The sequence below is a fragment of the Aeromonas sp. s11 genome (assembly GCF_040907945.1).
In the GTDB taxonomy this organism is placed as follows: domain Bacteria; phylum Pseudomonadota; class Gammaproteobacteria; order Enterobacterales; family Aeromonadaceae; genus Aeromonas; species Aeromonas veronii.
In genome coordinates, this window is record NZ_JBFOCU010000056.1 from 81104 (window position 1) to 104272 (window position 23169).

Here is a 23169-nt window from a genome sequence, read left to right on the forward strand (position 1 = left end):
GCCCTGTGGATTTTCCCGGCGGCGGGCAGCAAGAGTAAGGACGACACATGATTGAGCAATTCTTCCGACCCGAGCAACTGGGTCAGGCTTTGGAACTCAAGGCCAGTTTCGGCAACGACGCCGTCTACATGGGGGGCGGCAGCAAGCTTAACGCCGCTCCGACTCGCACCGACAAGAAGGTCGCTATTTCACTGGACAAGCTGGGACTGAACCAGATTGAGCAACAGCATGGCCAGCTCCATATCGGCGCCACCGTCACCCTGCAAGCCCTCAAAGACGACCCCCGTACCCCGGCCGCCCTGTGCGAGGCACTGGGGTTTGTCTACTCCCGCCATGTGCGCAATCAGGCCACCCTCGGCGGCGAACTTGCCTGCCAACAGCAGGACTCCCCGCTGCTGCCGGTACTGCTGGTACTCGAAGCCGTGGTGGTGCTGGAGAACAACCTGCTGCAACCCATCGACGCCTATCTGGCGGGCCAGCGCAATGCCCTGGTGCTGGGGATTGTGCTGCCGGAGCCTGAATTGCGCTGCGCCACTCGCCGCATCAGCCGCAACGCCGACGGCTTGGCGGTGATGACCGCCGCCGTGGCCCTCGACAGCATTGGCGAGATGCGGGTGGCCGTCGCTGGCGTTACTCCGCAGCCGATGCGTCTGCGGGATCTGGAGCGCCGCGAACTGCACGATGCCGCGCTGGAGGCCGCCGTGAGCGAGCTGATTGCGCCCCGTGAGGATTTGGCGGGCAGCATAAGTTACAAGCGGTATATCACCGGCGTGGTAGTGGCGGATCTGCTGGTGGACTGCCAGCAGCAGGAGGTGCAAGCATGATGGAACTCAACTTTACCCTGAACGGTGCCCTGCGCACCGTCATCTGCAAGGCCGGTGACAATGCCCAACGGGTGCTGTTCAACCAATGCCGGATGCACTCGGTGCGCAACAGTGACGACGGCTTCGGTTTTGCCGGCTCCGACGCCATTCTCTTCAATGGCAAGGTGATCAACGCCTCCCTGCTGATCGCCGCCCAGCTGGATGGAGCAGACGTGCGCACCGCCGAGTCGCTGGGCAGCTGGAACCAGCTCAGTCTGGTACAGCAGGCAATGGTGGATGTGGGCGTGGTGCAGTCCGGCTACAACGATCCGGCCGCCGCGCTCATCGTCACCGACCTGCTTGATCGCCATCCCGAACCGACCCGTGATCAAATCGACGATGCCCTCTCGGGCCTGTTTCACCGCGATGGCGGTTATCAGCAGTTCTATCAGGCCATCGAGCTCGCTTGCTCACGGATGAAGGATCCCGATTACCTGTGCCAGATCGCCCCCGAGTTTCGCGACGATTTGCGCCATATCGGCAAGAGCTGCCCAAAAGTGGACGCCGCCAAGATGGTGCAGGCCAAGCCCTGCTACGTGGAGGATCGGGTTACTGAAGATGCGCTGATCATCAAGATGCTGCGCAGTCCCCATCCCCATGCGGTGATCACCAAACTCGATGTGAGCCGCGCCGAGGCGCTGCCGGGTGTCGTGCATGTCATTACCTATCTCAACTGCCCGGATGTGTTTTACACCCCGGGTGGCCAGAGTGCCCCCGAGCCGTCACCGCTTGATCGCCGTATGTTCAGCCGCAAGGTGCGCCACGTAGGTGACAGGGTCGCCGCCGTGGTGGCCGAGAGTGAAGCTGTCGCTCTGGCGGCCCTCAAACTCATCGATGTCGAGTATCAGGTGCTGCCTGCGGTCATGACCATCGATGAAGCGATGGCCCCCAATGCACCACTGGTGCACGACGAACCCATTATCTACATGGCCGGTGCGCCGGCGGATCTCGAGCAGCAGAACGCCTGCTCGGTGCGCCGCGGCGACGAGCACATGATCATCAACTTCCCCATCGGCTCCCGCCCCCACGAGAACCTGGCCGCCAGCGTCCATGGCCAGATCGGTGACGTGGCCAAAGGCTTTGCCGAGGCGGACGAGATCGTCGAGCGCACCTACGAATCGACCCAGGCCCAGCAGTGCCCGACCGAGCCGCATATCTGCTTCACCTACATGGATGGGGATCGTCTGGTCATTCATGCATCCACTCAGGTGCCGTGGCACGTGCGCCGTCAGGTGGCGCGCATCGTCGGTCTCAAGCAACATCAGGTGCATGTGATCAAGGAGCGGGTAGGGGGCGGCTTTGGCTCCAAGCAGGACATCCTGCTGGAAGAGGTGTGCGCCTGGGCGACCAAGGTCACCGGCCGTCCCGTCACCTTCCGCTACTCCCGTGAAGAGGAGTTCATCAGCAACACCTCCCGCCACGTGGCCAAGGTAAAGGTGAAAGTGGGGGCCAAAAAAGATGGCACCATCACCGCCATCGACATGGATTTTCGCGCCAATACCGGCCCTTATGGCAACCACTCATTGACGGTGCCGAGCAACGGCCCGGCGCTCTCTTTGCCGCTCTATCCGTGCGACAACGTGCGCTTTACCGTCAACACCTACTACAGCAACATCTGCCCGACCGGCGCCTATCAGGGTTATGGCGCGCCCAAGGGAAACTTCGCGCTGACCATGGCGATTGCGGAACTTGCCGAGAAACTGGGCATCGATCAGCTCGACATGGTGGAGCACAACCGGGTGCACGAAGGGGACATCCTCAAGGTGCTGGGTGCCATCGGCGAGGGCAAGATGCCCACTTCGGTACCCCATGCAGCCAGCTGTGCCCTCGAACCCATCCTCAAGCTGGGTCGCGAACTGATTGCCTGGGATAGCCCCAAACCCGCTGACGGGGATTGGCGCATCGGCCGTGGCGTCGCCATCATCATGCAAAAATCGGGGATCCCGGATATCGATCAGGCCAACTGCATGGTCAAGCTGGAATCGGACGGCACCTTTATCGTCCACTCCGGTGGCGCCGATATCGGCACCGGCCTCGATACCGTGGTGGCCAAGCTGACCGCCGAGGTGCTCGGTTGCCCGCTCAGCGATGTGCATGTGATCTCTGGCGACACCGACCACGCCCTGTTCGACAAGGGGGCTTACGCCTCGTCAGGCACCTGCTTCTCCGGCAATGCGGCCAAGATGGCGGCCGAGAACCTCAAGGCGAAGATCCTGTTCCACGGCGCCGCCATGCTGGGCGAGCCGGTCGAAGACGTAGAGCTGGTTCATCCGGGCATAGTGCGCGGCAAGCAGGGGGAGGTGAGCCTCGCCAAGCTGGCCCACAAGGCGGAGACCGGTACCGGCTTCGGTATTCTGGTGGGCACTGCCAGCTACATCACCTCTGAGCTTGCCTTCCCGTATGGGGCCAACTTCGCCGAGGTGGCGGTCAACGTCAGAACCGGCGAGATCCGCCTCGACAAGTTCTACGCCCTGCTCGACTGCGGTACCCCCATCAACCCGGAGCTGGCCCTCGGCCAGATCTACGGGGCGACCATGCGGGCCATCGGCCACACCATGACCGAAGAGATCTGCTACGACAGCAAGGGCATCCCGCTCACCCGGGATCTCAAGAGTTATGGCGCGCCCAAGATTGGCGACATTCCGCGCGACTTCCGGGCCTTCCTGGTACCGAGTGATGACAAGGTTGGCCCTTACGGCGCCAAGTCCATCTCGGAGATCGGGGTGAACGGCGCGGCGCCTGCCATCGCCACCGCGATCCACGACGCCTGCGGTGTCTGGCTGCGCAAGTGGCACTTCACGCCGGAGCAGATCCTGCGCGAACTGGGCAAGCTGGAGCAAAAAGTGTCGGCATAACAAAAGAAAAGGTGAGGGGCGGGCGCCAGCTCGCCCCCAGCGCCTGACGGCGGAATGAGTACTCCGCCTACATTCTGTGTGATGGGACAAACACGATGTCTAAAACAACACGCAAGCACTCGGATCTCATTTACGAGCTGGAAGACAAACCCCCGTTTTATCAAACCCTGATGGGTGCAGTGACCCATCTGCTGGCCATTTTTGTTCCCATGGTAACCCCGGCGCTGATCGTCGGCGGCGCCCTGGGCCTCTCCACCGAGACCACCGCCTATCTGGTCTCCATGGCGATGATCGCCTCCGGTATCGGCACCTGGCTGCAGGTGAACCGTTATGGCCCCATCGGGTCTGGGCTGCTCTCCATCCAGTCGGTCAACTTCTCCTTCGTGACCGTGATGATCGCCCTCGGCGGCGCCATGAAAAAAGATGGCATCCATGAGGAGCTGATCGTCTCGACCCTGCTCGGGGTCTCTTTTGTCGGTGCCTTTCTGGTGATGGGCTCCTCCTTTGTGCTGCCCTACCTCAAGCGGGTGATCACCCCGACCGTGAGCGGGGTAGTGGTACTGATGATTGGCCTGAGCCTTATCAAGGTGGGGATCATCGACTTTGGCGGCGGCTTCTCTGCCATGAGCAGCGGCACCTTTGGCAAATACGAGAACATCGGGCTGGGGCTCTTGGTGCTCTGTGTCATCGTCGCCTTCAACTGCAGCCGAAGCCCGCTGCTGCGGATGAGCGGCATCGCCATCGGGCTGATGGTGGGCTATGCGGTGGCCCTGATGCTTGGCATGGTGGATTTCTCCGCCCTTGAGAACCTGCCGCTTATTACGGTACCGATCCCGTTCAAGTACGGTTTCTCCTTCGATTTTCACGCCTTTATGCTGGCGGGCACCATCTATCTGTTGAGCGTGCTGGAGGCGGTGGGGGACATCACCGCCACCGCCATGGTCTCCCACCGGGATATTCAGGGTCCCGAGTTTCAAAAACGGCTCTCCGGCGGCGTGCTGGCTGATGGGTTGGTCTCGGTCATTGCCTCGGCCCTCGGCTCTTTGCCACTCACCACCTTTGCCCAGAACAACGGCGTCATCCAGATGACCGGGGTGGCCTCACGCCATGTGGGCAAGTTCATTGCCGTCATTTTGGTGCTGCTGGGGCTCTTCCCCGTAGTGGGACGCTTCTTTACCACCATACCGTCACCTGTGATGGGGGGCGCCATGGTCATCATGTTCTCGATGATCGCCATCGCCGGTGGTCGCATCATCATCAGCCACGGTTTCGATCGGCGGGAGACCCTGATTGTCGCCACCTCGCTGGGTCTTGGGCTCGGGGTCTCCTATGACCCGAACGTCTTCAAGGTACTGCCGGCGGGTATTTACATGCTGGTGGAGAACCCCATCTGCGCCGGCGGCATCACCGCCATCATCATGAATCTGGTGTTGCCGCAAAGCCGAAAGCGCAAGGCGGCCGTCAGGGATGCCGAGGCTGTGGAGGTGATCCAGCTGAGCGACAAGCCGGATGTGAGCTTTACCGCCCGCAGTGCAGGCCAGCCATCGGCCAGCAAGGGGGAGGGTTCACCAGAGCCAGTGCCCGGGCAGGCGGTGGCGCCACAAGTGGAACGGATCTGACGGTTAAACCGGCAAAAAACGTCAACAGAACAAGAAAAACAGGGAAACGGTTATGAAAAACGACAACTCTGTCAAAGCGGTACGCGGCAGCTTCTTCGATATCACCCGGGTGGTAGATCAGCCCGAGGAGATTGAGTCCAACGCACGTCTTATCGAGGATGGTCTGCTGATCATTCGCAACGGCTGCATCGATTGGTTTGGTGAGTGGGAGGAGGGCAAGGATCGCATTCCGACCGAAGTGCGGGTGCGGGATTACCGCGGCAAGATGATAGTGCCGGGCTTTGTCGATACCCACATTCACTATCCCCAGAGCGAGATGGTGGGGGCCTATGGCGAGCAGCTGCTGGAGTGGCTCAACCGCCACACCTTCCCCGCCGAGCGGCGCTACAACGATCTCGAGTATGCCCGCGAGATGTCCACCTTCTTTATCAAGCAGTTGCTGCGCAACGGCACCACCACGGCGCTGGTGTTCGGCACCGTTCACCCCGAGTCGGTAGACGCCCTGTTTGAGGCGGCCAGTCGCATCAATATGCGGATGATCGCGGGCAAGGTAATGATGGATCGCAATGCGCCCGATTATCTGCTCGATACCGCCGAGAGCAGTTATGTGCAGAGCAAGCAGCTTATCGAGCGCTGGCACGGCAATGGTCGCCTGCTCTATGCCATCACACCACGATTTGCACCCACTTCGACACCCGAGCAGCTGGCGATGGCGCGGCGACTGCGCGAAGAGTTTCCCACCACCTATCTGCACACCCATCTGTGCGAAAACAAGGACGAGATCGCCTGGGTCAAATCCCTCTTCCCGGCGCACAAGGGCTATCTCGATGTCTATCACCAGCATGGGCTCACCGGCCACAACTGCGTGTTTGCCCACTGTGTCCATCTGGAAGAGCAGGAGTGGGATTGCCTGAAGGAGACCGGCTCCACCATCGCGTTTTGTCCCACCTCTAACCTCTATCTCGGCAGTGGTCTCTTCAAGCTGCACAAGGCGTGGCGCAAGCAGGTGAAGGTGGGGATGGGCACCGACATCGGCGCGGGTACCACCTTCAATATGCTGCAGACTCTCAACGAGGCTTACAAGGTGATGCAGTTGCAGGGCGAGCGGCTCTCGGCCTATCAGGCCTTTTATCTGGCCACCCTGGGCGGCGCCCATTCGCTGGGGCTGGACGAGAAGATCGGCAGCTTTGCGGTGGGCAAGGAGGCGGACTTCGTGGTGCTCGACCCGGTCGCCACCCCGCTGCAGCAGCTGCGTTATGACAACTCCACCACCCTGCGCGACAAGCTCTTTGTGCTGTTGACCCTGGGGGATGACAGATCCATCTACCGCACCTATGTGGATGGCCAACTGGTGCATGAACGGGGGTAGGGCTTGTAGTGGGCTGCCGCGGCGCAGCCCCAACGAATACGGCGGCTGGCGTGCCCCACAGGGGCGCCAGTCTTGCCGCACCACAGGGGATCTCCCCGCATAGAACGTGAAATGGCCCGGTTTTTTGACCAGCAAGGCAAACGTTTGAGTCAAGGCTGCCTGCCCTGGTCTGTCTGTCGCATCCTCTGCCGCCATCGCCTGTTTCTCATCAGACTGGCGCTCGGCAGACCCGCAGATCCTGTCGCCATTTCGTCATGGAACATTCAGGCGCGTGTGAAGGAGTTGGGTATGACCCAAGCAAACAGCAGGACAAACAGCGTGGAACAGCTGGCCAATGATGACGCCAGCCAGAGCGCAGCAAAGCAACAGCCGCTCACGGCTCTTGATCGCTACTTTATGATCAGCGAGCGGGGCAGCAACGTCAGACAGGAGGTGCTGGCGGGCCTCACCACCTTCCTTGCCATGGTCTACTCGGTGATCGTGGTGCCAAGCATGCTCGGCAAGGCGGGCTTTCCTCCCGGCGCCGTGTTTGTCGCCACCTGTCTGGTGGCGGGGTTCGGTTCGCTCTTGATGGGGCTCTGGGCCAAGCTGCCGATGGCCATCGGTTGCGCTATTTCCCTCACGGCGTTTACTGCATTCAGTCTGGTGCTGGGGCAGCAAATCCCCATTCCGGTGGCGTTGGGGGCCGTCTTCCTGATGGGGGTACTCTTTACCGCTATCTCGGTGACAGGGGTGCGTAGCTGGATCCTCGACAACCTGCCGATGGGCATTGCCCATGGCACCGGCATTGGGATCGGTCTCTTCCTGCTGCTTATCGCCGCCAATGGCGTGGGGCTGGTGATCAAGAACCCGCTGGAGGGACTGCCGGTGGCGCTGGGGGCCTTCACCTCCATGCCGGTCATCATGTCCCTGATTGGCCTTGCGGTGATCTTCGGGCTGGAGAAGCTGAGAGTACCGGGGGGGATCCTGCTGGTGATCATCGCCATCTCCATCTTCGGCCTGATTTTCGATCCGGCGGTGAAGTATCAGGGACTGTTCGCCCTGCCGAGCCTCTCGGACGGGCAGGGTCAGTCCCTCATCTTCAGCCTGGATATCATGGGGGCCCTCTCGCCGCTGGTGTTGCCCAGCGTGCTGGCGCTGGTGATGACGGCGGTATTCGATGCCACCGGCACCATCCGGGCGGTCGCGGGGCAGGCCAACCTGCTCGATAAAGATGGTCACATCATCAACAGCGGCAAGGCGCTCAGTGCCGACTCGGTCAGCAGCATCTTCTCCAGTCTGGTGGGGGCGGCCCCGGCTGCCGTCTATATCGAATCGGCAGCAGGCACGGCGGCGGGGGGCAAAACCGGCCTGACCGCGACTGTGGTCGGCGGCCTGTTCCTGTTGATGCTGTTCCTCTCGCCGCTCTCCTATCTGGTGCCCGCCTATGCCACCGCACCGGCGCTGATGTATGTGGGGCTCTTGATGCTGAGCAACGTCACCAAGCTCGATTTCGATGACTTTGTCGGGGCCATGTCTGGGCTGGTATGCGCCGTCTTTATCGTACTCACCTGCAACATCGTGACCGGCATCATGCTTGGCTTCAGCTCACTGGTGATCGGCCGCATCTGCTCGAAGGAGTGGCACAAGCTCAACGTCGGCACCGTGATCATCGCCCTGGCTCTGGTGCTCTTTTATGCTGGGGGGTGGGCTATTTAGGGATAACCCGCCCGTTTGGGGCCGCACTGGCGGCCCCATTTTTATGCCTGTTATTTTTAGCCCACCCATGCTGGCTATCACGTCTCGGCCGTCTCCGCAGTTGGGTGGTCTCATCGCGATACCATTTTGATAAATCATCCTACCAGATTGATAGGCTTCCACCCTTGCTCTCCTCGCTCTGCCGCTTTTTTCACCGCTGATGTGCCCCGTTTGCTCAGGGGCTGCCCTTGGCTTGTCGCTTCGGGCCAACAAAAGCGGGCTAGATGGGATCCCCTTCACACTTCTCCCCATTGTCCTGACGATGACGGGAAACAGGCGCATATCTTGCTGTTTTTTATGCCGGTTCCAGATTTTTCCATTCGAAAAAGGACTTGCATATGTCCATAGGATTACCGCTCAAGCGGGTGGATGCCGAGGCCAAGGTGACCGGCAGCGCCCGCTATACCGATGACAACATCATGCTCGGGATGCGCCACGCCAAGTACGTGCGAAGCAATATCGCCCATGGCAAGGTGCTTGCCATCGATGCGACCGAGGCACTGGCCCTGCACGGGGTCGAAGCCGTGTTTACCCATGAGGATGTGCCCACCACCTGCTTTCGCACTGCCGGTCACGCCTGGTCCCTCGATGAGGCCAAACGGGATGTGAAAGACCGCCGCCTGCTCACCGACCATGTACGCCACTTTGGTGATGGGGTCGCCATAGTCGTGGCGCGCGATCCGCTGGTGGCCGAGAAGGCTGCCGCCCTGGTCAATGTAACCTACGAGCCACTGCCGGTGATGACGGATGCTGAAAGTGCGCTGGCCGACGGAGCCTATCCCATCCACCCGAGCGGCAATCTGCTGCGCCAAAGCCAGCTTCGCGCCAATGACCCGGAGCAGGCCATTGCGGCGGCAGATCTGCAGTTTCAGGGGCACTACCGGACACCTGTGGTGCAGCACTGCCATCTGGAGACGGTGACCTGCTACGCCTACATGGATCAGCCGGACCACATCATCGTGGTCAGCAGCACCCAGATCCCCCAGATAGTGCGCAGCCGGGTGGCCAAGTCCCTCGGTCTGCCCTGGTCGAGCGTGCGGGTGATCAAGCCCTATATGGGCGGCGGTTTTGGCAACAAGCAGGACGTGCTGGAAGAGCCGATGGCGGCGTTTTTGAGCTACAAGCTCGGCGGCGTGCCGGTCAAGGTGACCCTGAGCCGGGAGGAGTGCTTCTTTGCCTCCCGCACCCGCCACGGCTTTGCCATCGATGGCAAGATGGGCCTCAACCGCGACGGCACCCTCAAGGGCTATCAGCTCGACGTGCTCTCCAACACCGGCGGCTATGCCTCTCACGGCCACTCCATCGCCAGTGCCGGGGGCAACAAGATCAGCTACCTCTATCCGCGCAGCGCCTTCGGTTATGACGCCAAAACCTTCTACAGCAACCTGCCCACCGCCGGTGCCATGCGCGGTTACGGCGCGCCGCAGGTGATTTTTGCCCTTGAGTGCATGCTGGATGACGCCTGTGCCGAACTGGGGCTGGATCCGCTTGATGTGCGGATCGCCAACGTGGCGCGGGAAGGAGATGTCAATCAGGTCAACCAGAAGACCATCTACAGCGCCGGGTTGCCGGACTGCCTGCTGCGTGGCCGCGAGATGTTCGAGTGGGATCGACTCAAGGCCGAGTGTCTGGGGCAGGATCCTGCAAGCCGGGTGCGGCGCGGCATCGGGGTGGCGTGCTTTAGCTACGGCTCGAACACCTATCCGGTGGGGGTCGAAATTGCCGGCGCCCGCATGCTGCTCAATCAGGATGGCACCGTCAATCTGCAGATCGGCGCCACCGAGATAGGGCAGGGGTCGGACACTGTCTTTGCCCAGATGGCGGCCCAGACGTTGGGCATTCCGTTTGAGCAGATCCGGGTCATTTCGACTCAGGATACCGACATTACCGCCTATGATCCTGGCTCGTTCGCTTCGCGCCAGAGTTATGTGGCGGCGCCCGCCATCCATCAGGCGGCGCTGCAGTTGCGGGCCCGCATTTTGTCGCTGGCAGCCCAGCTCTGCCATCAGGATGTCGGGTCGCTGACCCTGATTGACGGCTATGTGGTGCTGGCTGGTGCGCCGGACAAGGTGTTGATCAGCGTCGCCGAGGTGTCGGTCAACGCCTACTACCACCTCACTATCGGTGGCCAGATCACCTCCGAGGTCTCCCACAAGACCACCACCAACCCGCCCAGTTTCGGCTGTACCTTTGTCGATCTCAGCGTCGATATCGATCTCTGCAAGGTAACCATCAATCGCATCATCAACCTGCACGATGCAGGCAAGATCCTCAACCCGCAACTGGCGGAGGGACAGGTGCATGGCGGCATGGGGATGGGGATCGGCTGGTCGCTGTTCGAGGAGATGATCATCGATGCCAAGAGCGGCGTGGTGCGCAATCCCAACCTGCTCGACTACAAGTTCCCCACCATGCTGGATTTGCCCGAGCTTGAATGCGACTTCGTGCAGACCTATGAGCCCCAGTCGGTCTATGGCCACAAATCACTGGGGGAACCGCCCATCATCTCGCCGGGCCCCGCCATCCGTAACGCCATTCGAATGGCGACCGGGGTGGCCATCAACGAGCTGCCCATCACCCCCAAAACCCTGTTCCGGGAGTTTGTCGCAGCGGGTTTGATTGGCGAGGGATCAGGGGAGGAGCAACACCATGTTTGATATTGCCCGTTACTACAAGGCGCACAGCGTGGCCGAGGCGATCGCCCTGCGTCAGGCTGACCCCGAGGCGCGCCTGCTGGCTGGCGGCACCGATGTGATGATCCAGCTGCATCACCTCAACGCCGCCTATCGCCATATCGTCGATATTCACGACTTGCCCGAGCTCAAAGGGGTGAGCGAGTTGCCTGATGGGTCGATCCGCATCGGCTCCGGCACCACCTTTACCGAGCTCATCGAAAACGAGCTGGTGCAGCGCCGCCTGCCGATGCTGGCCGAGGCGGCCGCCACCATCGCCGGTCCGCAGATCCGCAACGTCGCCACCTATGGCGGCAATATCTGCAATGGCGCCACCAGTGCAGACTCGGCGGCGCCGACTGTCGCGCTGGAAGCAGAGCTGGAAATCGCCGGCCCCGATGGTACGCGCCGCATATCCATCGCCGGTTTTCACACCGGTCCCGGCAAGGTGGCGCTACAACCGGCGGAAATTCTGGTGGCATTCCACTTTGCGCCGGATTCTCACCCCCATGTGGGCTCCCACTACTTCAAATACGCCATGCGCGATGCCATGGATATCGCCACCATCGGCTGCGCCGCCTACTGTCAGATTGAGGATGGTCACTTCAAGAGTCTGCGGCTGGCCTATGGGGTGGCGGCCCCGACCCCGGTGCGTACCCCGCACGCAGAAGCGGCAGCCGAAGGGCAACCGCTGACTCGCGCCACACTGGCCGCCATTGCCGAGGCTGTGGTGGCCGATGTGGCGCCACGATCCTCCTGGCGGGCGGAAAAGGAGTTTCGCCTGCACCTTATCAAAACCCTGGCGCAGCGGGTGGTCGCCTGCGCAGTCGAACGTGCCGGAGGGAAGATCCTATGATGCAACCGCAAAGCTGTCCCGCCGTGGAGATCCAGTGCGAGATCAACGGCAAGCCTTACTCCTATGCAGTGCCGCCCACCATGTCGCTGCTCCACTTCCTGCGCGGGCAGGGGCTGATCAGTGTGAAAGAGGGGTGCAGTGTCGGTGAGTGCGGCGCCTGTACCGTGCGGGTGAATGGCACTGCCATCGACAGCTGCCTCTATCTGGCGGTGTGGGCCGATGGCAAATCCATTCGCACCGTGGAGGGGGAGCGCAAAGGCAATGAGCTCTCCGATGTACAGCAGGCCTTTATCGACGAGGGGGCGGTGCAGTGCGGTTTTTGTACCCCGGGCCTCGTGATGGCGAGCGCAGCTCTGCTCGACAAGACCGCACGTCGTCCGCTGACCGATGCGGAGATCCGCCGCGGGCTGTCGGGCAACCTCTGCCGCTGCACCGGGTATCAGAACGTGGTGCGGGCGGTGAAGAAGTGCTGCAAGGGGTGATAGTTCGGGTGCCGTGAGTGGTGCGTGCTGTTGTGTGAGAAAGGAAACAAGCCGCCCAAAAACACAGGCTCGCCTCGAAAGAGGCGGGCCTGCTGCTGAGTGGGGCCAGGAGACATCACACTTTTGGCTGTTCGATCACCAATTTGCCATCTTTGACCGGAATGGTGGCACCGGGGGCTTGCTTCATGCGGATCACCCCCTCCTGACCTGCGAGGCGATAGGTCACGTCATAACCAATGGTGTTGACGCTAGTATCCTGCACGGTTTTGCAGCGCTGCTCGGTGGTGGTGTAGGTGTCGCCCGCCTGCATATTGCCCTGCACCTGATTGCCGGCATAACCCCCCGCGACGGCCCCGGCTGCGGTGGCCACCTTCTTGCCGCTGCCGCCGCCAAACTGGTGGCCAACCACGCCACCCAGCGCTGCACCCACCACGGTACCGAGGATCTTGTGTTCATCTTGTACCGGCTTGCGGTGGGTCACGGTGACGTTGCGACACTCCTGTCGGGGAGTCTTGATGGTCTCGGTGATCGGCTTGCTGGCGATCACCTCGGCAAAGGTGGGTTGGGGTGTAAAGAGGGAGCCGCTGGCCGCCGCCGAGAGTGCCAGGGCCGAGGCGATGCCAATACCGATACCTGCCATCATGGATCTGTTCATTTTATGGTTCTCCTGGATACCCATACGGGCTGTTCCAATCTGGCGCCATCTTGTCATAACCGGTTGGCCGGACAAGGCGAGGGGGATGGGCCTGCGACAGGCACTGGCAAGGTCAAAAACAGCCACCGTGAAAAAGTGTCTGGCTTTGGCGACAACGGACTAAAAGTGACCAGTTTCCGGCGTCTGGTGGACTCTGCCAGTGTGATAAGGAGCAATTCGAGTCGCAATTTGCAAGGCGGGCGGTGAGCAGAATGCCAGAGTGGCAAAGTGCTGACGGGGGCAGGTCAAGGGAGAGGTTTTGAACGGGCGCGCTGTTCGTTGAGATGGCCATGCAAGTGGTTGATAAATGGCTCCAGCCCCATCGGATGTTGGCCGATAAGAGATCACGGCAAGCATTTTGCTTTGATTGGGTGAAGCAGAGGGTGAACGGGCCGGCAGACAACTGCGTAAGACCTGAAATGAAGACTTCACCCGAGATCACCGGATCAACGAGGGGGAGATATGTCAATGTTACCCAGCTGGATCACCCCGGCCATCCAGGCCAACATCATCACGGTGCAGCAGGCCGAACGTCTGCTCTCATCCCTCTACCGTCCCCTGGCCGAGCAGGGAGAGGAGCTTCCCGCCGATATCGCCGACATCAGCCTCAAGCTCTACTGCTTTCGCCAGCAGGGGCGGGTACGCCACTAAGGCTGAATAAAAACCCCGCGCCAGGCACGGGGTGTTGTCACTCATGTATCAAAGGCCCATCAGGCCATCATCACTTGCGCTACCAGCATCAGGGCGCCAAATCCCAGCACAAAGCCCACCATGGGTAGCACGAACTTGACCCACTTGTTGAACTGAATGCCGAGCATCTGCAGAGTGACCAGCACCAGTCCGGTGGGGGCCAGGAACAGCATGGCGTATTGCCCCCAGTTGTAGGCCGACACCACGATATAGCGGGGGATCATCACGGTATCTGCCAGCGGCGCCATGATGGGCATGGAGAGCACCGCGAGCCCCGAGGAGGAGGGTACCACCAGCCCCAAGAGGGTGAACACCAGCATCTGCGCCACCGCGAACACGGCACCATGCATGCCGGAGACCAGATCGGAGGCGTAGGCCAGAATAGTGTCCGAGATCATCCCCTGATCCAGTACCAGATTGACCCCCCGCGCCAGCCCGATGATGAGGGAGACGGCCACCAGCTCCGACGCCCCCTGAGTGAAGGCCTCGACCGCCTCTTTCTCTTTGAGACCCGAGATAAAAATGATGATGATGGCGATGGTCAGGAAGGAAGCTGCCATCTGCGGAAACCACCAACCGGCCATGGATACGCCCCACACCATCAGCGGGAAGGCGAGGATAAACAGGGTCAGAATGAGCTTGCGGCGCAGGGTGAAGGGCACCCCTTCGTCCATAGAGCCCTCTTTGAGAAAACGGGCGCGAAAACTCTCTCTGTCCTCATAGGTGTAGGAGAAGGCAGGGTTGGCCTTGATCTTCTTGCAGTACCAGTAGAGATAACTGATCACCACCAGGGTGCCCACCAGACAGCCAATGGCGCGAAAGATCAGCCCCTCGGTAAAGGGAATGCCGGCGGCATTGGAGGCGATCACCACCGAGAAGGGATTGATGGTGGAGAAGGTGGTGCCCATGGAGGCGGCGAGGAAGATGGCTCCCACGCAGACGATGGAGTCATAGCCGAGCGCCAGAAAGATGGGCACCAGTATGGGATAGAAGGCGACCGCCTCTTCCTCCAGTCCGCAGGTGGTGCCTCCCAGCGCCATTACGAAGCAGACCAGCGCCACAAACAGGAACTCGTTGCCCCGGGTCTTGTGTGAGAGGGCGACAAGCCCCGCACTGAATGCACCTGTCTTGTTGATGACGCCGATCAGCCCCCCGAGCACCAGAATAAAGACAATGATATCCGCCCCCTCTATGGTGCCCTTGACCATGCTGACCGCCACGTCACCGAGCCCCTTGGGTGCTTGTTCCAGCCGGGCATAGGTGCCGGGAATGGCGATGGGCTTGCGGATGGTGCCGTTGGTAAATTGCTCCACCGCAATATTGATATTGAGTTTTGCCAGGGCATCCTGGGTTGCGGGAAGTCTGCTTATTTCCCCCTGTGGACTATTGACCATCAGGCTTTCACTGGCCGGATTATAAGAGAGCTTGGCATAGGCACCCGCCGGAATTATCCAGGTCAGCGCAATGGCCAGCAACATAATAAGAAACAGAATGGTAAATGCAGTAGGGAATTGTCTGCGTGGTGTGGTATTCGGCACGGCACACATAAAATGCTCCTTGATAAAGCAGGTTTGGGCTCGGCGGAATATCTGGTCGATAGGGTTTCTGCGTCATACATCCAAGGTACGCAAACTCACTGTATATTGCGTAGTGATTGGCGAGAAATCTGGCCTGATATTGAACATCCGGTGGATTGTTTCACGTTGTAACCGTAACCCGTGTGCGGCTGGATGAACATGGTGCCATGCTCGCTTTATGGGATGGCTCACAAAATTTATTTTCCATGGATTTAATGGCTGGGGTGAAATAAATGGCGTTATGCAATAACTATTTCAGCTTTCATTTTACGCGCTTTGCCTTAAATAAATGGCATGAAAATAGTGCGTGCCGAGATGAATGAAATAACATATAAAGCAGCTTTGACGGAATAATATTCCACTATCGCCATTTTTCGTTATTCGCCAAAAACAGCCTGTGAAAAAAATGGCACGCTTTCCAGTAACGAAATATTTTTTGCAACGAAAACAGGGGGCCCTGTTGGTAGGCGGCAGCTCCTGTCTAAGACGTTTTGCTAATACCTGCCGCCGCAGGCTCGCTGTTAGGCTGTCATCCCCATAAGAGACCAGTGACGGGCAGGATGCCCATGTCGCTTACTGATCTCTGAATCATCCCGAAACTGCCCGTTTTGTGCCACCTGTGAGGAAGGAATCCGATGACAGTGCAGAACATCTATGAGCGTGATCTTGCCAAAACCGCCGCCAATTTCGAGACCCTGACCCCCATCAGCTTTTTGGGGCGGGCGGAGCGGGTCTATCCCGACTATCCGGCGCTGATCCACGGCTTGCTGCGCCAGAGCTGGGGCGAGACCGCCCGCCGTTGCCGCCAGTTGGCTTCGGCCCTGAGGCTTAGCGGTATCGGGGAGGGGGACACCGTCTCCATCGTTGCGCCCAATATCCCGGCGATGTTTGAAGCGCACTTCGGGGTGCCTATGAGCGGCGCCGTGCTCAACACCATCAATACCCGGCTCGATGCCGAGTCGATGGCCTTTATCTTCCAGCATGCCCAGAGCAAGGTGGTGCTGGTGGACAGGGAGTTTGGTGCCGTGGTGCGCAAGGCATTGGATCTGTTGAAGAGCCAACCGCTGGTTATCGCCATCGACGATCCCCTTTACCGGGAAGGGGCGCTTGTCAGTGAACTGACCTATGAGGCCTTTATTGCCACTGGTAACGGCGATGAACCCGGCTGGTTGCCAGAGGATGAGTGGCAGGCGATCTCCCTTAACTACACCTCCGGCACCACCGGCAACCCCAAGGGGGTGGTCTATCACCATCGCGGTGCCCACCTCAACGCCATCAACAATGTGCTCTCCTGGGAGCTGCCCAAACATCCCGTCTATCTCTGGACCTTGCCGATGTTTCACTGCAACGGCTGGTGCTTCCCCTGGACGCTGGCGGCTACCGCCGGGGTGAGCGTCTGTCTGCGTCATGTGCAGGCGTCCGCCATTTATGAGGCGCTGCACGAGCACAAGGTGAGCCATTTTTGCGCAGCGCCCATCGTGCTCAATATGCTCAACAATGCCGATCCGGCGCTCAAGCAGGGGCTGGATCACCCCATCAAGGTGATGACCGCCGGGGCTGCGCCCCCCGCCACCGTGATCGCTGGCATGGAGGCGATGGGGATAAACGTAACCCACGTTTACGGCCTCACCGAAACCTATGGCCCCTGCGTGTTGTGCGAACCGCAAAGAAGCTGGCAAGGTCAGGATGCCACGGCGCTTTCCCGCCTCAAGGCGCGGCAGGGGGTTGCGTCGCCTCTGCAGGGGGAGATGCGGGTTATCAATCCGGTCAGTGGCGAGCCGGTGGCCAAAGATGGCAAAACCATGGGAGAAATAGTGCTGCGCGGTAATGTGGTGATGAAAGGCTATCTGAAGAATCCGGCGGCCAGCGCCGAGGCGATGGCGGAGGGGTGGTTTCGCAGTGGCGATCTGGCGGTATGGCACCCGGATGGTTATGTGGAGATCAAGGACAGATCCAAGGACATCATCATCTCCGGCGGGGAGAACATCTCCAGTCTGGAGGTGGAAGATGTGCTCTATCGTCATCCCGATGTGGATGAAGCGGCGGTGATCGCCATGCCCGATGAGAAGTGGGGGGAGGTGCCCTGCGCCTTCGTGAAACTGAAAGAGGGGCGAGAGACCACCCAGGCGGAGTTGATCGCCTTTTGCCGGGAGCAGATGGCTCACTTTAAGGCCCCCAAACGCATCATCTTCACCCCGTTGCCCAAGACCTCGACCGGCAAGGTGCAAAAATTCGTGTTGCGCAAACAGCTGGGGTAGCGGTCTGTTCGTAAGGAGCCAGCACAGCCATTCATAGGAGGGAGATACAAGGGGTCTGGAGGGCTGCTGGCCCTCCCATTGTGTGGCTAGGGAGCCTTGCAGGCAACGCAGTTGCGGCCGCTCTGTTTGGCCTGATAGAGCATCTGATCGGCGCGGGCGTAGAGGCTCTCCATCAGCTCCCCCTCGCCATTTTCCACCAGTCCGGCGCTGATGGTGATAACCAGCTTATCCCCATCGGGCAAGGGCAGCGGGCTTTGCATCACCTGCAGGCGCAGCCGCTCGGCCAGAGATGCGGCGGCCGAGAGGGTGGTGTTGGGTAGCAAGATGGCAAACTCGTCACCACCGATGCGGGCCAACACATCTTCGCTGCGCAGCACCGATTGCATCACCCTGCCCAGATGCATCAGCGCGCTATCCCCAAGGGGGTGACCGAAGCGATCGTTGATGCACTTGAACTGATCCACATCCAGCACCATCAGCACCGAGGTGAGGTGGTGGCGCATGTCCAGACTGAGGTTCTTCTCGCACATCTCGAAAAAGAAACGGCGGTTGTAGAGACCGGTGAGGCCATCACGCACCGACTGCTGGTGCAGCTGCTCCTTGAGCTGGTGCAGTTCGGTAATGTCGGAGGAGATACCGATCAGGGTGGGGGTGCCATCCCCCAGCAGAAAGGGCACCTTGACCGACCAGTAATAGTGCTGATTGCCTTCGGGATCGGTCAGCATCTCTTCCCCGGCTTGCAGCTCGCCGGTTTCGAATACCCGGTTGTCCAGTCGCCACAGCTGGCAGGCGCTGGCAGCCGGGATCACCTCGTCATCGCGCCGGTTGATGATCTGCTCGGCAGGAAGGCCCAGCAGATCGGCGACCTTTTGGTTGACGTAGAGAAAGCGGTGCAGGCTGTCCTTCATATAGATATGGGCATCCACGTTGGCGAGGATGATCTCCAGCAGCTGATGCTGCTCCGCCAGCCGCGCCTCAATCAGCTTGTGTTCGGTGATATCAGTGGAGATGCCGCACAGGCCGATCAGGTTGCCATCCTTGTCATGGATGGGCTTTTTAACGGTCCAGTAGCAGCGCTTTTCCCCGGTGGATTTGAGGTAGTTGATCTCCTCCTGGGCGATGGCGAGCTGCTGCTCCAGTACCAACCGGTCGTTGCGTTGAATGGTGTCGGAGAATTCGAGATCAAAAAAGGCCCGATCATCCTGCCCCTGCAACTCGGCGAGGGTGCAGCCAAAGAGATCCAGCACCGCCTGATTGGCATAGGTGTAACGGCCCGCCAGATCCTTGGTAAACATATAGGCGTCCGTCTCGTTGAAGATGGCTTTGAGGTGATCCAGCTCATGCTGTAACTGGATAGAGAAGGGTTCATCCTTCATGGGGCTAGCCATCCTTGGGTCGCTACGATGGGTCGGTTGAACAAGACGTGCAACAGAGATCAACAGCTTTAAATAAAGCACCGAACAGGTCAGGTTTCGCGTTTATTTCCGCAAGTTCTGCGCCATGTCACACGATTGTCATCGTTGTCGAGCTCAAAGGCTATCAACCGAGTCTGTGGTTGTGCAGATCACCCTGTTCCCCCCTTTATCGGCCCGGCATTATTGGTTAGCAGCAGAGAAATTAATCGGCAATCAAATACGCCACCCCGAGCGGCAGAAAGGGCAACAAACAGGTCTTTAATCAAACTATTTTCACTGTGCCCCTGATATCATCCTCAGCAACGCAATATGGAGAGATACGAGATGGCAGTGGCACCGTTTAATTGGGATGACGAAGTTCAGTGGGACGGGCCGGGGGCCATTGCGGGTAGCGAAGAGAACTTGAGTGCCGATCGGCTGGATCGCGCCCGCTATGCTGAATTTCTGACCAACTACCTCGCCGCCGAAGGTAAGCAGCGCAACTATGTGCTTAACCTTAATGCCGAGTGGGGGGCGGGTAAAACTTGGTTTATCAAGCGCTGGTATATGGAGCTGAAAGCGCACTATCCCACCGTTTATATCGATGCTTGGCAGCAGGATTTTTCCGATGATCCCTTATTGACGGTTATTTCGTCGATTATTGAACAGCTGAAAGAAGAAGCGGGTAGCCCTCAGCTTTCCCCCTATCTATCGACCAAGTTGGCTTCATTGCTAAAAGCAACTGCGCCGATAGTAACCAAGGCTCTGTTTAAAAAAGTCTCTGGCATCAATATCGATGAAGTCCAGGAGGTCATTACGGCTGATGATGCGGGGAAGCTGGTTGAATCACTCTTTCAAGACACGCGTAAAAAGACAGAAGCAGTACAGTTGCTCAAACACGAAATACAGCAGTGGGTTGGGGCAATCATTGGCAAGAAAAAGAAACAGGCACCTGCGTTTATCCTGATTGATGAGCTGGATCGTTGTCGCCCTTCTTATGCGGTAGAGATGCTGGAAACCATCAAGCATATCTTTGATATTCAGGGTGTGGTATTTGTACTGGCAACGGATACTGAGCAATTGCAGCATGCTATAAAGGTTGTTTATGGTGATGAATTCAATGCATTTAAGTATCTGGAGCGATTTTTTACAGATCGTTACGAACTACCAAAATCGGAAATATTCAATTATATTTTTGAATTATCTAATCGTTTCGATGACTTTCCATCTATGTGCCATATTAATTATGGTATTACATCAGAACAATTTAGTGAGTTCTTAGTGTTGATAATCAAACGATTCGAATTACAACTTAGAGATACACAGAGTTTATTGAATCGCTTGGTTGCTACGTATCGTCATGCTTCTAATGATAGAAAACCAGACATATTATTAATGGCAATTCTCATTGCAAACGGCAAAAGTGTATCAATCAAGAGCGAGCATGTATTGCAGTGTTTCATTGATGCCATCGAGATGATAAAGGAACAGTTAATAAGCTTAGATAAAATAAAAATAATAATGAACACGGTAGATATGTTTGGGACAGAACTTGAATTTTTTGAATTCTCCCCTAATAGAGGGGTCAGAACGATTGATAATTTTGTGAATGAATATTCTATAACAGTTAATTTATATGAAATGATATCTGCAAGAATTGAGGTTTTGAAAAATGGTGATGGATTTGGTCAGGCTGCCAAGGAAAAGTTAATAGAATGTATTAAAAACAATTCATTACGTAATGACAAGGAACTAGGGTTGGCTTTGCTTAAGGCAAAGTTAGAGATGGAAAGTAAGGTTGATATTGTTGATTACTATAACTTACTTGTATTAGCCACGATGTTTAAATAACTATTTCATGGTTTAACTTAGGGTGGGGTACCCACCCTAAAAACATCAGTTAATACGAGTTAAATTATTTATGTGTATTATGCCGCTCATAAAGCCGCTGCACCACATCCTGTAATCCCAGCCCTTCATTTTGCAGCAGCACGGTCAGGTGGTAGAGCAGATCGGCGGATTCGTTGATGAGCTCCTCCCGATCCTTGGCCATGGCGGCCAGCGCCACTTCGACACCTTCCTCACCGACCTTCTGGGCGATGCGCTTGGTGCCTTTGCCGTAGAGGCTGGCGGTGTAGCTGGTGGCCGGATCGGCCCCTTTGCGGGCGGCCAGCACCTGTTCCAGCTCGGCCAGAAAACCGAGGGGCGGCAGCGGGTGACCATGGAAGCAGGAGGTTGTCCCTTTGTGGCAGGTGGGGCCGACGGGGTTGGCGGCAATCAGCAGAGAGTCCTGATCGCAGTCGGTGCTGATGGCCACGAGTTGGAGCACATTGCCCGAGCTTTCACCCTTGGTCCAGAGCCGCTGTTTGCTGCGGCTAAAGAAGGTGACCTGACCGGTGGTCTGGGTCTTCTCCAGCGCTTCGCGGGTCATAAAGCCCTGCATCAGCACCTCGCCGCTGGCGGCGTGCTGGACGATGACGGGGATCATACCGTCACACTTTTCCCAGTCGAGCCGCTCGGCAAGGGGGCGCGCGCTGGCGGTTGTTTGTGTGTTATCTGAGAAGTTATTCACGGATGGCGACTCCTTCGTTTTTCAGCCAGCGTTTCAATTCGGGAATGGGGATAAGGCCTTTGTGGAACACTGAGGCGGCCAGCGCCCCGTCCACGTCGGCGAGGGTGAAGGCATCGCGAAAGTGTGCCATGGCACCGGCGCCGCCGGAGGCGATCAGCGGCACCTTGCAGACGCTGCGCACCAGCTTGAGCTGGTCGAGATCATAACCCTGACGCATGCCGTCCTGATTCATCACGTTCAGCACGATTTCACCCGCGCCGCGTTTTTGCACCTCCTGCACCCAGTCGAGAGTGTGCCAGGCGGTGGTGCGGGTGCGACTCTCGTCACCGGTAAACTGTTTGACCTGATAGTGGCCCGTTTCGGCGTCGAAGTAGGAGTCAATGCCCACCACCACGCACTGCACGCCAAAGCGCTCGGCCAGTCGGCTGATCAGGGTCGGGTCGGCAAGGGCAGGGGAGTTGATGGAGACCTTGTCGGCACCAAATTCGAGGATCTGGCGGGCATCTTCCACGCTTTTAATGCCACCGGCAACGCAGAAGGGGATATCGATCACCTCCGCCACCCGGCTCACCCAGCTCTTGTCCACTACCCGGGCATCGCTGGAGGCGGTGATGTCATAGAACACCAGCTCGTCAGCGCCCTCTTCGGCGTAGCGGCGCGCCAGCTCGACAATGCCGCCCATCACCTCGTGGTTGCGAAATTGCACCCCTTTGACCACCACGCCATCTTTCACGTCGAGGCAGGGGATAATGCGTCTTGCCAGCATCAGTTGCCTCCTGTGGTATCAGCAGCGGGGGCTTGCCAGCAGGCGATGGCGTCACCCACCGAGAACTTGCCCTCCAGCAGGGCGCGGCCAAGGATGATCCCCTTGACGCCGGAGCCCTTGAGCGCCTCGATATCAGCGATGCCGCCAATGCCGCCGGAGGCCTGAAAGGCAACGCTCGGGTAGCGGGCGCAGAGATCCCGATAGAGCTCGACATTGGTGCCAGCCAGGGTGCCGTCACGGCTGATGTCGGTGCAGAGCACATGTTTGAGCCCGGCGGGGAGGAAGCGCTCGATCAGCGCTTCGATGGTCACACCGCTGTTCTCCTGCCAGCCCGCCACCGCGATATGGCGATTGCCCTGCTCATCGATATTGACGTCCAGCGCCAGCACGATCTGCTCGGGGCCATATTTCTCCATCCAGCTGGCAACCAGATCCGGGGATTTGACGGCGGTGGAGCCAATCACCACCCGGCTGGCACCGGCGGCCAGCAGATCTGCCACATCCTGCTCGGTACGCACGCCGCCGCCGACCTGCACCGGTGCTTCGGTGGCCGACAGCAGCTGGGTCAGCAGGGGCAGCTGGCGCGCCTTGGCATCCTTGGCACCGTCCAGATCCACCAGATGGAGCTGCACCGCCCCCTGGGAGACATATTCATCGAAGCGGGCCTGCGGGCTGCTGCTGTATTCGGTCTTCTGCTCGTAGTCCCCCTGATAGAGGCGAACTACCTGACCGTTGATAAGGTCAATTGCGGGAATGATCATGCTA

At 58.8% G+C, this 23169-nt stretch carries 17 protein-coding genes; 11 read left to right on the forward strand and 6 right to left on the reverse strand.

Annotated elements, in window-relative coordinates:
* The first annotated feature begins 47 nt into the window (after positions 1-47).
* The 8 genes from ygfM (at position 48) to xdhC (ending at position 12453) form a co-directional block, all read left to right on the forward strand.
* Positions 48-824, forward strand: coding sequence for a molybdopterin-dependent oxidoreductase FAD-binding subunit (gene ygfM / locus AB5Y84_RS15815; protein WP_368177338.1), 777 nt, complete (start codon positions 48-50; stop codon positions 822-824).
* Positions 821-3718: a molybdopterin-dependent oxidoreductase Mo/Fe-S-binding subunit gene (locus AB5Y84_RS15820; protein WP_368177339.1), complete on the forward strand. Its 2898-nt coding sequence runs from the start codon at positions 821-823 to the stop codon at positions 3716-3718. Before ygfM ends, AB5Y84_RS15820 begins: the two co-directional genes overlap by 4 nt.
* 95 nt (positions 3719-3813) lie before the next feature.
* Complete coding sequence (locus AB5Y84_RS15825; protein ID WP_368177340.1) at positions 3814-5337, forward strand: nucleobase:cation symporter-2 family protein; 1524 nt, start codon at positions 3814-3816, stop codon at positions 5335-5337.
* 52 nt (positions 5338-5389) lie between these two features.
* The gene (guaD, locus tag AB5Y84_RS15830; protein WP_005360769.1) at positions 5390-6706 is read left to right on the forward strand and encodes a guanine deaminase; all 1317 of its coding nucleotides are present in this window, start codon (positions 5390-5392) and stop codon (positions 6704-6706) included.
* Between the two features lie 396 nt (positions 6707-7102).
* Complete coding sequence (locus AB5Y84_RS15835; protein ID WP_368177405.1) at positions 7103-8404, forward strand: NCS2 family permease; 1302 nt, start codon at positions 7103-7105, stop codon at positions 8402-8404.
* 377 nt (positions 8405-8781) lie between these two features.
* The gene (gene xdhA, locus AB5Y84_RS15840) at positions 8782-11100 is read left to right on the forward strand and encodes a xanthine dehydrogenase molybdenum-binding subunit XdhA (protein WP_368177341.1); all 2319 of its coding nucleotides are present in this window, start codon (positions 8782-8784) and stop codon (positions 11098-11100) included.
* Complete coding sequence (gene xdhB, locus AB5Y84_RS15845) at positions 11093-11971, forward strand: xanthine dehydrogenase FAD-binding subunit XdhB (RefSeq protein WP_368177342.1); 879 nt, start codon at positions 11093-11095, stop codon at positions 11969-11971. Before xdhA ends, xdhB begins: the two co-directional genes overlap by 8 nt.
* Positions 11968-12453 (forward strand): xanthine dehydrogenase iron sulfur-binding subunit XdhC, encoded by a 486-nt coding sequence (gene xdhC, locus AB5Y84_RS15850; RefSeq protein ID WP_042080820.1) that lies wholly within the window; start codon positions 11968-11970, stop codon positions 12451-12453. The genes xdhB and xdhC overlap by 4 nt, the downstream gene beginning before the upstream one ends.
* Positions 12454-12568: 115 nt before the next feature.
* Here xdhC and AB5Y84_RS15855 read toward each other — a convergent pair whose 3' ends face one another.
* Complete coding sequence (locus AB5Y84_RS15855; protein WP_043820378.1) at positions 12569-13108, reverse strand: glycine zipper 2TM domain-containing protein; 540 nt, start codon at positions 13106-13108, stop codon at positions 12569-12571.
* A 501-nt stretch (positions 13109-13609) separates the two neighbouring features.
* Here AB5Y84_RS15855 and AB5Y84_RS15860 point away from each other — a divergent pair.
* Positions 13610-13798, forward strand: a complete 189-nt coding sequence (locus tag AB5Y84_RS15860; RefSeq protein WP_005345660.1) for a hypothetical protein — start codon at positions 13610-13612, stop codon at positions 13796-13798.
* Positions 13799-13857: 59 nt separating this feature from the next.
* Here AB5Y84_RS15860 and AB5Y84_RS15865 read toward each other — a convergent pair whose 3' ends face one another.
* Positions 13858-15384 carry a YfcC family protein gene (locus tag AB5Y84_RS15865; protein WP_368177343.1) on the reverse strand — a complete coding sequence of 509 codons (1527 nt, stop codon included), beginning with the start codon at positions 15382-15384 and terminating at the stop codon, positions 13858-13860.
* A 665-nt stretch (positions 15385-16049) separates the two neighbouring features.
* Here AB5Y84_RS15865 and AB5Y84_RS15870 point away from each other — a divergent pair.
* Positions 16050-17672: an acyl-CoA synthetase gene (locus AB5Y84_RS15870; RefSeq protein ID WP_368177344.1), complete on the forward strand. Its 1623-nt coding sequence runs from the start codon at positions 16050-16052 to the stop codon at positions 17670-17672.
* Between the two features lie 86 nt (positions 17673-17758).
* Here AB5Y84_RS15870 and AB5Y84_RS15875 read toward each other — a convergent pair whose 3' ends face one another.
* Complete coding sequence (locus AB5Y84_RS15875) at positions 17759-19048, reverse strand: diguanylate cyclase (protein ID WP_368177345.1); 1290 nt, start codon at positions 19046-19048, stop codon at positions 17759-17761.
* Between the two features lie 363 nt (positions 19049-19411).
* Here AB5Y84_RS15875 and AB5Y84_RS15880 point away from each other — a divergent pair, with 363 nt between their 5' ends.
* On the forward strand, positions 19412-20917 hold the full coding sequence (locus AB5Y84_RS15880) for a P-loop NTPase fold protein (protein ID WP_368177346.1): 1506 nt from the start codon (positions 19412-19414) through the stop codon (positions 20915-20917).
* Between the two features lie 64 nt (positions 20918-20981).
* Here AB5Y84_RS15880 and hisIE read toward each other — a convergent pair whose 3' ends face one another.
* Genes hisIE through hisA form a run of 3 tightly spaced genes read right to left on the reverse strand, consistent with a single transcriptional unit; the run spans position 20982 to position 23165 of the window.
* A complete protein-coding gene (gene hisIE / locus AB5Y84_RS15885; protein ID WP_368177347.1) occupies positions 20982-21638 on the reverse strand; it encodes a bifunctional phosphoribosyl-AMP cyclohydrolase/phosphoribosyl-ATP diphosphatase HisIE in 657 nt (218 codons plus the stop codon).
* Complete coding sequence (gene hisF / locus AB5Y84_RS15890) at positions 21631-22404, reverse strand: imidazole glycerol phosphate synthase subunit HisF (RefSeq protein ID WP_043850847.1); 774 nt, start codon at positions 22402-22404, stop codon at positions 21631-21633. Before hisF ends, hisIE begins: the two co-directional genes overlap by 8 nt.
* Positions 22404-23165 carry a 1-(5-phosphoribosyl)-5-[(5-phosphoribosylamino)methylideneamino]imidazole-4-carboxamide isomerase gene (gene hisA, locus AB5Y84_RS15895; RefSeq protein WP_042030922.1) on the reverse strand — a complete coding sequence of 254 codons (762 nt, stop codon included), beginning with the start codon at positions 23163-23165 and terminating at the stop codon, positions 22404-22406. Before hisA ends, hisF begins: the two co-directional genes overlap by 1 nt.
* Positions 23166-23169 lie beyond the last annotated feature (4 nt).

What these genes read in the sequence shown, in the direction of transcription:
- ygfM (WP_368177338.1), top strand. Translation starts at nt 48, where the DNA reads ATGATTGAGCAATTCTTCCGACCCGAGCAACTGGGTCAGGCTTTGGAA.
- AB5Y84_RS15820 (WP_368177339.1), top strand. Translation starts at nt 821, where the DNA reads ATGATGGAACTCAACTTTACCCTGAACGGTGCCCTGCGCACCGTCATC.
- AB5Y84_RS15825 (WP_368177340.1), top strand. Translation starts at nt 3,814, where the DNA reads ATGTCTAAAACAACACGCAAGCACTCGGATCTCATTTACGAGCTGGAA.
- guaD (WP_005360769.1), top strand. Translation starts at nt 5,390, where the DNA reads ATGAAAAACGACAACTCTGTCAAAGCGGTACGCGGCAGCTTCTTCGAT.
- AB5Y84_RS15835 (WP_368177405.1), top strand. Translation starts at nt 7,103, where the DNA reads ATGATCAGCGAGCGGGGCAGCAACGTCAGACAGGAGGTGCTGGCGGGC.
- xdhA (WP_368177341.1), top strand. Translation starts at nt 8,782, where the DNA reads ATGTCCATAGGATTACCGCTCAAGCGGGTGGATGCCGAGGCCAAGGTG.
- xdhB (WP_368177342.1), top strand. Translation starts at nt 11,093, where the DNA reads ATGTTTGATATTGCCCGTTACTACAAGGCGCACAGCGTGGCCGAGGCG.
- xdhC (WP_042080820.1), top strand. Translation starts at nt 11,968, where the DNA reads ATGATGCAACCGCAAAGCTGTCCCGCCGTGGAGATCCAGTGCGAGATC.
- AB5Y84_RS15855 (WP_043820378.1), bottom strand. Translation starts at nt 13,108, where the DNA reads ATGAACAGATCCATGATGGCAGGTATCGGTATTGGCATCGCCTCGGCC.
- AB5Y84_RS15860 (WP_005345660.1), top strand. Translation starts at nt 13,610, where the DNA reads ATGTCAATGTTACCCAGCTGGATCACCCCGGCCATCCAGGCCAACATC.
- AB5Y84_RS15865 (WP_368177343.1), bottom strand. Translation starts at nt 15,384, where the DNA reads ATGTGTGCCGTGCCGAATACCACACCACGCAGACAATTCCCTACTGCA.
- AB5Y84_RS15870 (WP_368177344.1), top strand. Translation starts at nt 16,050, where the DNA reads ATGACAGTGCAGAACATCTATGAGCGTGATCTTGCCAAAACCGCCGCC.
- AB5Y84_RS15875 (WP_368177345.1), bottom strand. Translation starts at nt 19,048, where the DNA reads ATGAAGGATGAACCCTTCTCTATCCAGTTACAGCATGAGCTGGATCAC.
- AB5Y84_RS15880 (WP_368177346.1), top strand. Translation starts at nt 19,412, where the DNA reads ATGGCAGTGGCACCGTTTAATTGGGATGACGAAGTTCAGTGGGACGGG.
- hisF (WP_043850847.1), bottom strand. Translation starts at nt 22,404, where the DNA reads ATGCTGGCAAGACGCATTATCCCCTGCCTCGACGTGAAAGATGGCGTG.
- hisA (WP_042030922.1), bottom strand. Translation starts at nt 23,165, where the DNA reads ATGATCATTCCCGCAATTGACCTTATCAACGGTCAGGTAGTTCGCCTC.